The organism is Pseudoalteromonas sp. S4741 (assembly GCF_005886135.1).
GTDB lineage: Bacteria > Pseudomonadota > Gammaproteobacteria > Enterobacterales > Alteromonadaceae > Pseudoalteromonas > Pseudoalteromonas tetraodonis.
This window is the reverse complement of sequence record NZ_PNCN01000143.1, coordinates 1-9,662: the sequence shown is the minus strand read 5'-3', so window position 1 is coordinate 9,662 and position 9,662 is coordinate 1. Positions and strand designations below refer to the sequence as shown.

8 protein-coding genes and 1 pseudogene are annotated in these 9,662 nt (G+C 40.6%); 4 read left to right on the top strand and 5 right to left on the bottom strand.

Going from position 1 to position 9,662, the window contains the following annotated elements:
- Positions 1-215 precede the first annotated feature (215 nt).
- Together cysQ and nudE are read right to left on the bottom strand one after the other, a co-directional pair.
- Positions 216-1,013, bottom strand: coding sequence for a 3'(2'),5'-bisphosphate nucleotidase CysQ (cysQ, locus tag CWC30_RS16250; RefSeq protein WP_036980876.1), 798 nt, complete (start codon positions 1,011-1,013; stop codon positions 216-218).
- Complete coding sequence (nudE, locus tag CWC30_RS16245) at positions 1,006-1,578, bottom strand: ADP compounds hydrolase NudE (protein ID WP_024601288.1); 573 nt, start codon at positions 1,576-1,578, stop codon at positions 1,006-1,008. The genes cysQ and nudE overlap by 8 nt, the downstream gene beginning before the upstream one ends.
- Positions 1,579-1,864: 286 nt before the next feature.
- Between nudE and yrfG the strand changes: the two genes are divergently transcribed.
- Positions 1,865-2,512 (top strand): GMP/IMP nucleotidase, encoded by a 648-nt coding sequence (yrfG, locus tag CWC30_RS16240; RefSeq protein ID WP_138627622.1) that lies wholly within the window; start codon positions 1,865-1,867, stop codon positions 2,510-2,512.
- Here the strand turns inward: yrfG and CWC30_RS16235 are convergent.
- The 3 genes from CWC30_RS16235 to CWC30_RS16225 form a co-directional block, all read right to left on the bottom strand.
- On the bottom strand, positions 2,505-3,125 hold the full coding sequence (locus tag CWC30_RS16235) for a dUTP diphosphatase (protein WP_036980873.1): 621 nt from the start codon (positions 3,123-3,125) through the stop codon (positions 2,505-2,507). The genes yrfG and CWC30_RS16235 overlap by 8 nt on opposite strands.
- A 52-nt stretch (positions 3,126-3,177) precedes the next feature.
- Complete coding sequence (locus tag CWC30_RS16230) at positions 3,178-3,546, bottom strand: YacL family protein (RefSeq protein WP_036980872.1); 369 nt, start codon at positions 3,544-3,546, stop codon at positions 3,178-3,180.
- Between the two features lie 112 nt (positions 3,547-3,658).
- Positions 3,659-3,883, bottom strand: a complete 225-nt coding sequence (locus CWC30_RS16225) for a hypothetical protein (RefSeq protein WP_013463755.1) — start codon at positions 3,881-3,883, stop codon at positions 3,659-3,661.
- A 315-nt stretch (positions 3,884-4,198) separates the two neighbouring features.
- Here CWC30_RS16225 and uvrD point away from each other — a divergent pair, with 315 nt between their 5' ends.
- The 3 genes and pseudogenes from uvrD (at position 4,199) to CWC30_RS16210 (ending at position 9,573) form a co-directional block, all read left to right on the top strand.
- Positions 4,199-6,364, top strand: coding sequence for a DNA helicase II (uvrD, locus tag CWC30_RS16220; RefSeq protein WP_036980870.1), 2,166 nt, complete (start codon positions 4,199-4,201; stop codon positions 6,362-6,364).
- Positions 6,342-8,432, top strand: a complete 2,091-nt coding sequence (locus CWC30_RS16215) for a GNAT family N-acetyltransferase (RefSeq protein ID WP_138627621.1) — start codon at positions 6,342-6,344, stop codon at positions 8,430-8,432. The genes uvrD and CWC30_RS16215 overlap by 23 nt, the downstream gene beginning before the upstream one ends.
- Positions 8,401-9,573 (top strand): annotated as a pseudogene (locus CWC30_RS16210) (ABC transporter substrate-binding protein). Before CWC30_RS16215 ends, CWC30_RS16210 begins: the two are co-directional and overlap by 32 nt.
- Positions 9,574-9,662 lie beyond the last annotated feature (89 nt).

Here is a 9,662-nt window from a genome sequence, read left to right as displayed (position 1 = left end):
GATTTGAACCGACGACCTTCGACTTCAGGTTTAAGCAGTCCGGCGAATGATTTATCATTCTGCTCCATCCCGCGCCTGTAATTTCTTTGTAACAGTATCGTGTTATTCACAAGCCTGTTTCGAAGAGAGCGCTATAATATAGGAATAAACCTATAATGCAAGGTTTTACTAATTAAAAACGTTTAAGTGAACAAAAACCCATCAAAAGGCGGTTATTACACTAATCGCTGATGTGGGTTTATCATTTTTTGCCACTCCCAATCGGGATGCCCCATAACAATAAAGTCTGGGTTTTCTGTGCTTTCCCTTTGGTTATAGGTCAGAGGGTTAAACTCAGCATCGGTAATACACCCCCCCGCCTCTTCAACTATTACTTGTGATGCGCCAGTGTCCCATTCACCAGTGGGACCAATTCTTAAAAAGCAGTCAGCTTTACCTTCAGCAACAATACAAGCTTTAAGCGAACATGAGCCTAAAGCCACCGTTGCAAATTGCGCATTTAAATACTGACTCACGGCTTCTATTTTTTGGCGGCGACTTACAGCCAAAGTTAAGCTTTCGGGAGGCGCTACAAATATTTGTTTATCATGCTCGCCTTTACGCTTAAACGCCCCATTATTAGCGGTAGCAAAATAGGTCACGTCTTTTGCTGGCCAATGAATCACTCCCAATACAGGATGATTATTTTCTATCAGCGCAATATTAACGGCAAAGTCGCCGCTTTCTAATATAAATTCACCGGTGCCATCCATCGGATCAAGCAGCCAATAGCGTTGCCAGTGCTGCCTGTCTTCCAATGCTGGGATCGGCGTCTCTTCTGACATAATAGGAATATCGGGAGCTAGCGCTTTTAAGCCAGCAACAAGTACATCGTTTGCGGCTAAATCTGCTTTAGTAACTGGCGTACTGTCTGATTTTTCTTGTTGACCAATATCATCTTTTTTATAAATAGCCATAATTGCATCACCTGCACTTTGGGCAAGTGTTATGCATGGTTCAAGTAATTTATCCATTAGTCGCTCCTGAGGCTAAGTACTTATCTAATAATAGCAGAGCGGCAACACTACGTGCTTCAGTAAAGTCAGGTTGTTCTAATAGCGACTGCCACTGCGCAAGTGGCCATTTAACAAGCACTAATGGCTCAGGCTCATCACCTAATAGGGTTTCAGGGTATAAATCTTTAGCAAAGAGGATATGCATAGTGGCATTGAAATAACTAGGCGCCATAGTGACCGTTTTAAGTGCTTCAAAGTATTCTGCACCAAAGCCAATTTCTTCTTTGAGCTCTCGGTTTGCCGCTTGCTCAGGTGTTTCACCGGGGTCAATTAATCCTTTAGGGAAACCTAACTGATAGTCATTGGTGCCGGCGCAATACTCTCTAACGAGTAGTAGTTCGTTTTCAGCTGTGATGGGTACAATCATAACGGCTCCACGGCCACCGCCGCGAATTCGTTCATACTGACGCTCTTCGTCATTTGAAAATTTTAGTTCTAAAGACTCCACAGTAAATAAGCGACTTTTAGCGACAACATTATTACTGAGAATTTGTGGTGGTGTTGGGTGCTTTTTCTGTGTCATGGGCATCAATTTGCTATCATTGCAGTTATACTAATCATATACCCAAATGAGTATAAGATGCGAGTTTCAGTTTGAATTAAAAGCAATTTAAATGCAGAGTTAATCATAAAATATCTTACCCGTAGTTAAGGTTAAATATTTATCTGCCGTTATTGAATTCGCCCTTAATATTTCATCATTGGGTATATGTTTTTAGAGTTCAATTAACAGAGCCCATTATATTTCGCTTGCAAGCATTTCATCGCAACGTAATCATTTAACGCCTCAATTTCCACAAGGATATATCATGCTCAATTGGTCAAAAATCGATACTGTATTACTCGACATGGACGGGACTTTACTTGATTTACATTACGACACTGACTTTTGGCTCAATGTTGTTCCACAACAACATGCTCTGGCTCAAAATATCAGTTTTGAGGAAGCCCGCGCAGATATCTTAAAACGCTATCAGGCTGTGAGTGGCAAAATTCAGTGGTACTGCTCTGACTATTGGGAAGCACAGCTAAACTTACCTATTCTCGAATTAAAGCGTCAATCTGCACATTTAATTAAAATACGTGAAGATGTTCCACATTTTTTAACTGAACTTCGACGTGCAGGTAAAGAACTCATTTTACTTACCAATGCTCATCCAGAATGCGTGATGCTTAAATTTGAACATACCGCCATTGATAACTACTTAGATGGGGTAATATCAACGCATGAATATGGGGTAAGTAAAGAGCAACAAAGTTTGTGGCATAAGGTTCAAGGGGATTTAGGGTTTGATAAACGCCGCACATTATTTGTAGATGACAGCTTACCGGTATTAAATGCCGCACGAAAATACGGCATTGAGCATTTACTTGCGGTTGCTAACCCTAATAGCCAGCAACCGCATAATGTAATAGCCGATTACTTAAGCGTCACCGATTACCGTAAGCTTATTTAGGGTAACGCGCTACTAGGCCTTGATATACCTGTTTTGCAAAATCTACATGCTCAGTATCAAGGCTTTTAACTACTTCAACTAAGTGTTCGTTATCTTCTTTGCCATGCCACACTTTAATGTAGCTACCCTCTTTGTAACCATGATCCTGACGGAAGAAGTTCAGCGTATTTTTACCCACATAGCCACGATATAAATCATCAATATCCATACCGATTTGTGCCATACAACCGGCAAAAGCAGCCGCATTAAAGGTTTTATTGGCAACCGCACTGGCCGCTAATAGCTCAAGGGTTTGTTTGAAGTCATCACCTTGTTGTGGGGCGCTCATTTGAGTTTGTAGCTGCGTAGCGATTTGCTCGTAGCTGGTCTTACCGTCGATACGTAGCGATAAACCAAAATGAAAAATATCAACCAGCTCTAAAATTACTTGTTCAGTATCTGGCGTTTGTTTTTTCCACCATTTCCAACCGTAATGATCCAGCATTTCTGCACATTCAACCCAAATAGCTCTATACCACTCAAAGCCTTGACTAAACCATTGCTCATGTACTTTGGTATTCATGGCATTTTGCATTTCTAGCATAACAACTAGTTTGTTTAAATTCGCAGACATACTGGTTCCACTGTTGGATTTATAATTAGGGTAATAATACAGATAATATAACTTAACGACCAGCCGAAAACTCATGCCATGAGTTGATCAGGTCAACAAAGTCTTCAAAACCACAACCACTGCTTAAATCATTCTCTTCCAGCATGAGTTCATCATCTTGGTAGGCTAATATATCTTCGTTATCTTGATGCAACGCATGCGCTTCGAATAATGCTTCATCTTTAGAAAGAATTAGGTCAATTTCGTGGCCTTTAAGTGTTAACGGTTCAAAGCTTGAACTCACCGAGCTAATAAGTGCTTGTACCATCGCGACTTTTTCTTTGCCAATTTCTTCGTTTAACCAGCGGCCAATTAGGGCATGCTCGCTGCTTATTTTAATGCGCAGCCCGCTAATAGGGTCACGTATAAATTGATATTCCATAACTTTATTCCAGTACTGCCAATGCAACAGATTATAACCTAATCAGCTATGAATAATGAAAGCCAGATACAAAAATAGCGCCATAAGGCGCTATTTAGCATCATCAATTTAGCTAACCGCCTGAGCGATAGCGTGCAGCATCAATAATTGCCCATAAATGGAACACGGCACCGATTACGGCTGGAACAACTAAAAACCATAGCGCATAACCGCCAAAAACCAGAATTGCAAAAACAAGTGCCGCTAAAATACGGCCCTGCACCAACTGCCCTAAACCGGGGAAGAAAATATTACATAATGCTGCGATTACGTTACCGCCAGAACCTTGTTGAGACATACTCACCTCTGTAGTTTAATTAATTTTGTATTTGTACTTATTATTTATACTTACACACTTTATGCCAATTTATTAAAGCTTACAAATCATGTAGTTAAATTATTACGAATTTATCAGTTTAGTATTTTTTGCCAAAAATAGGTCAAATTAGCAATTTTAAATAGGTATTTTAATTACTTGCTCAGTTTATACTGTTAACTATTCAACAACTTAAATACGTATTTTATAAATAGCTGTTTATAAAAACAGTATTTTATTTAGCCTAACAAAAACACCTGTTATACTGCCCCCATTATTGATTGAAAAGGCGTAACGATGGACGTTTCTGAATTACTCGATGGCTTAAATGACAAACAACGCGATGCCGTTGCAGCCCCACTACAAAACATGCTGGTATTAGCAGGTGCTGGTTCGGGTAAAACACGTGTTTTAGTTCATCGTATAGCGTGGTTAATGCAGGTTGAGCAAGCTTCTGCTTATAGTATTTTTGCGGTTACCTTTACTAATAAAGCAGCTAAAGAAATGCGCACGCGAGTAGAAGAAACCTTAAAAGCACCTGTCGGTGGTATGTGGATTGGTACATTCCATGGTTTATCACATCGTATTTTGCGCGCTCATCACCGTGAAGCAAACCTACCAGAAGCCTTTCAAATTTTAGATTCTGATGATCAGCTAAGAATGATCAAGCGCCTATTAAAATCAATGAATATTGATGACAAAAAATGGCCTGCTAAACAGTTTGGTTGGTATATAAGCGCTAAAAAAGATGAAGCTCTGCGTCCTAAAGATATTCAGGCATACGATATTAACGAGCAAATGATGCTGCGTGTTTACGCGGCCTATCAAGAAGCTTGTGATAGAGCGGGCCTAGTTGATTTTGCAGAAATATTACTACGTAGCTATGAGGTTCTTAAAAATAACCCAACCTTGCTGCGTCATTATCAGCAGCGCTTTGCGCACATGCTCGTAGACGAGTTTCAAGATACCAACACCATTCAATATGCGTGGTTAAAACTACTTGCGGGCGATACCAGCAGTATCATGATTGTAGGCGATGATGACCAAAGTATTTATGGTTGGCGCGGCGCAAAAATAGAAAACATTAAACGCTTTTTAACTGATTTTGACGCAGAGACGATTCGCCTTGAGCAAAACTATCGCTCGACTGCCACTATTCTTAAAGCCTCAAACGCGTTAATTCAAAATAACTCCGAGCGAATGGGTAAAAGTTTATGGACCGACGGTAACGACGGTGAACCTATCTCTATTTATGCTGCTTTTAATGAGCTAGATGAAGCGCGCTTTGTGAGTAGCAAATTACGTAGCTGGCTTAATGCAGGTAACGCACTACAAGATGCGGCTATTTTATATCGTAGTAATGCGCAATCACGGGTACTTGAAGAAGCGATGCTACAAGAAGGTTTAAAATACCGAATTTATGGCGGTATGCGATTCTTCGAACGCCAAGAAATTAAAGATGCTCTTTCATACTTACGCTTAGTGGGTAACCGCCAAGATGATGCGGCATTTGAGCGTGTAATTAATACGCCCGCCCGCGGCATTGGCGATAAAACATTAAGCCATATACGTGACTGCGCTCGCGCTGAATCTTTGCCGCTTTGGTATGCTGCTAAAGCCATTGTAGAGCAACAGCATTTATCGGGTCGCGCTTCTGGAGCTGTTGCCAAGTTTGTTGAGTTAATTGAACATATTGAAGATAAAATTAGTGACTTAACGCTGCACGAGCAGGCTAAATATGCCATTCAAACCTCAGGGTTAATGGCAATGTATCAGGCTGAAAAAGGTGAAAAAGGCCGTGCTCGGGTTGAAAACTTAGAAGAATTAATTAGCGCCTGCGATCAATATGAACTCCCTGAAGAGGAAGAATTTAGTTCACCACTACAAGGCTTTTTAGCCTACACCTCGCTTGAATCAGGTGAAGGGCAAGCTGATGAACATGAAGATGCGGTACAAATGATGACGCTTCACTCAGCTAAAGGCTTAGAGTTTCCGCTGGTATTTATGGTCGGTGTTGAAGAGGGCATGTTCCCATCACAACAAAGTAATGAAGAAACGGGCCGTTTAGAAGAAGAACGCCGTCTTTGTTATGTAGGTATGACCCGTGCTATGGATAAACTGTATATAAGCCACGCAGAAAGCCGCCGTTTATATGGTCAAGAAAAATACCACAGCCCATCGCGTTTTTTACGTGAAATACCCGAAGACTGTTTGGAAGAAATTCGCATTAAAACACAAGTCTCAAGACCGCCTGCTGCAGGGCGCTTTAGTGCATCAGTAAGCCATGCGGCATTTGAGGAAAGCGGGTTTAACTTAGGTCAACGCGTACTGCACGCTAAATTTGGTATAGGCACGGTGCTTAATTACGAAGGCAGCGGCGCACAATCGCGTGTACAGGTTAACTTTGACGACTTAGGTAGTAAGTGGTTAGTAACAGCTTATGCAAGACTACAAGCCGTTTAACCGCGTTATAAAGCATCTGCAACAGCAGCTAACGAATGCTAAACATCGTCAGTTACTGTTGCTTACAGGCGATAAAAATTGGTGTTATGAGCAATGCACTCAGCTGCTTGCTCAATTACAGCAACCCTCTTTTGTTCTTTCTAAAAACACAAATTTAGTTAATGCACATTGGCCAGAGCATACCCATCAAATTTTAGGGCAAGAGTGCGCCCATGCTGTTTATGATGGCTACAGTGGACTGGTGCCAGATAAACTAGCAGCCTTGGCGGGCGTAGTTCAAGCGGGTGGCTTTTTAATTCTATTACTTCCAGCGCTCAAATCACTTGAACATTGGTGCGATCCTGCGCTGCCATTATTTCAATCATTTGGACAAGCGCATCAATACAGCTTTTTTAATCAACGTTTAAAGCACTTACTGAGCAGCGCCTCCTTATTACATTTTAATCAACAAGATGACTGGATTACTCTTGCCGACATTGATGCATCAGCAGGTACAATAGATTTTACCGAGCAACAACAATGTGTTGAATTAATAAAAAAAACCGCACACGGACGGGCAAATAGACCATTATTGATTAATGCTGATCGGGGACGGGGGAAATCAGCGGCGTTAGGGATTGCCGCAAGCGAGCTCAGCGATAAAAAAATCCTCATCAGCTCTATGCAATTTCGCGCATTGCACAGCAGCTTTAAACATTTAGCAAACGCACTTAATTTGGAGTATCAAGCAGGCAATAAATGCATTGCAAACATGCAATATATTGCACCTGATCAACTACTTAACGAACAGCCTGAGTGTGACTTGCTATTAATTGATGAAGCGGCAGCAATCCCTGTTCCAATGCTCATAAAACTACTCCACCTTTATCCTCGCGTGGTATTTTCAAGCACCATGGTTGGCTATGAAGGCAATGGTCGCGGCTATATTCTAAAGTTTACTCGCTACATTAAAACGCATTTTAAAAATATGCGCAGTATGACTCTTGAACAGCCTATTCGCTTTGCAAAGCAGGACCCATTAGAGCAGCACATTCGCACGTTATTAGCCTTAGATGCTGAACATCACAGCCTCACCTTACACTCTACCCCTTTGCAATTTAAGCAGTTACAGGCACATCAACTTGCTAGTAACGAGCCACTACTTTATCAAGTGATTGGGTTGCTAACGCTGGCACATTATCAAACCAGTGTGAATGATTTACGCCACTTACTAGACGCCACTAAACAACATGTATTTGTTTGCCAACAAGGTGATAATATTCTCGGTGTCTGTTTAATTGCGATTGAAGGTGGATTTAATGCTGCCATGAGCAATGAAATAGCACAAGGAAAGCGTAGGCCTCAAGGTCACTTAATGGCACAAACGCTAGCACAATTGAGTTTTAATGCTGATGTTTTAAAACCACACTGCGCCCGCGTGGTGCGTATTGCCATTGATCCACAGCATCACAACAAAAAAATAGGCACACAATTACTTAAATACTGTGAACAGCAATTGCAGAGCGAGTGTCATTGGTTTGGTGCCAGCTTTGGTGGCAATGCGCAATTACTCAGTTTTTGGCAAAGTAATGGCTTTGATTTAGTTAAACTCGGTTTTCAAAAAGATAAGGCAACGGGCGAGCACAGCGCATTAGTTGTTAAAAGCTTAACTAAAAGTGAGCAACTAGTAGAGCAATTAGTAGCACAGTTCGAAGCCGATTTCCCTTTGCAACTACTCGATCACTATAGTCAGCTTGATTATCAACTGGTCGCGAAAATTGTCTCTCATTTTAATACTCATACCGACAGTATCACTGAGCAATCAAGATTAAAGTCTATGTTAACAAGTGACTACCAGCTTTTTAATATAAAACCATTACTCTGGCGACGTTTTTGGGCATTGCCGTATAGCTTGCCAACCGATGACGATAATTTCCAATATGTTTTTATTAGGCTAGTATTACAAAATTGGACACCGAAAAATATCCAAAGTCAGTTAGGTTTTAATGGCACAAAGTCATTTAATACATTATTTAAAAAGGCTGTAAATAATTGGTATGAGCGCATTTCGCATAATAGTAAACCTTAACATTGTCCTTATAGCATTAGTGCTTGGGCAAACTTTCGCGCGTGCCGAGCAAACCAACGACAAAGTAATTAAGCTGGGCATGTCTACTGCACTAACTGGTCCTGCTAAAAATATTAGCCAATAGTTATATAAAGGTAGCAGCGTTTATTTTGACAAAGTTAATAACGCTGGCGGTATTAATGACGCTAAGGTGCTACTTTTAGTTGCTGACGATCACTATGAACCCAAACAAACCGTTAATAATACTCGTGAGTTTATTTACACAAATAAAGTTGATGCCCTGTTTGGTGCCAAGCGTACCCCAACCAGCCATGCAATTATACCTTTACTAGAGCAATCAAAAATTCCGTTCTTAATGCCTTTTAGCGGGGAGAGCTTTCTACGTGAAAAACCGTCAGTTAAAGCATTTAACTTAAGAGCAAGCTATAACGACGAAGCACAAGAACAAATCAAATACCTCGTTGAAGAGCATAAACATACTAAAATAGGGCTGTTTATACAGGCTGACGAATTTGGCTTAAATGTAGAATCAGGGCTAAGAGAAGCACTCGCTAAATATAACCTTACACCGGTAATAGTTGCTCGCTACAAACGCAATAGCCAAGAAGTGGAGTCAGCACTTAATACCTTAAAATTAAGCGGAGTTACGGCAATCTGTTTAGTCGGCACTTATGAACCACTCTCTGAGTTTATTAATAGCGCCCAAAAGCAAGGGTTTAATCCTGAATATACTAGCGTTTCGTTTGTACCCAGCTTTGACTTATTTGATGAAGTAAACTCACCATCAAATATTATGGTAACGGAGATTGTTCCAAACCCACTAAATTGTAACGATAATTTTTTTACTGAGTTTTCTGCCGATATGCAAGCGAGCAACATTAAAAAACCGAGTCGTCTTCATTTTGAGGGCTATATTAACGCTATGGCATTTAGCAAAGCAGAAGATATAAAACCTCTCGATAAGTTAACTGAAATAGGCTTTGATATTGATCCACAAACAAGAAATATGATGCATGGATTAATTAAGCTAGCCGATAAACACAGCGTACTTATTGATCCAAGCGCTAAATTTAAACCCAAAGAACTTCAAGCTTCTAACAACACACAAGAGCAGGAAACCGAAGCCTATGGACTGTTCTAAGCTAATTATTTGTTATAAACAACACTTAATAACAAAAGTTCGGTTAGTAGGCTTTAGGTGTACTAGCTTTAGGCGCTTATTATTTTCCT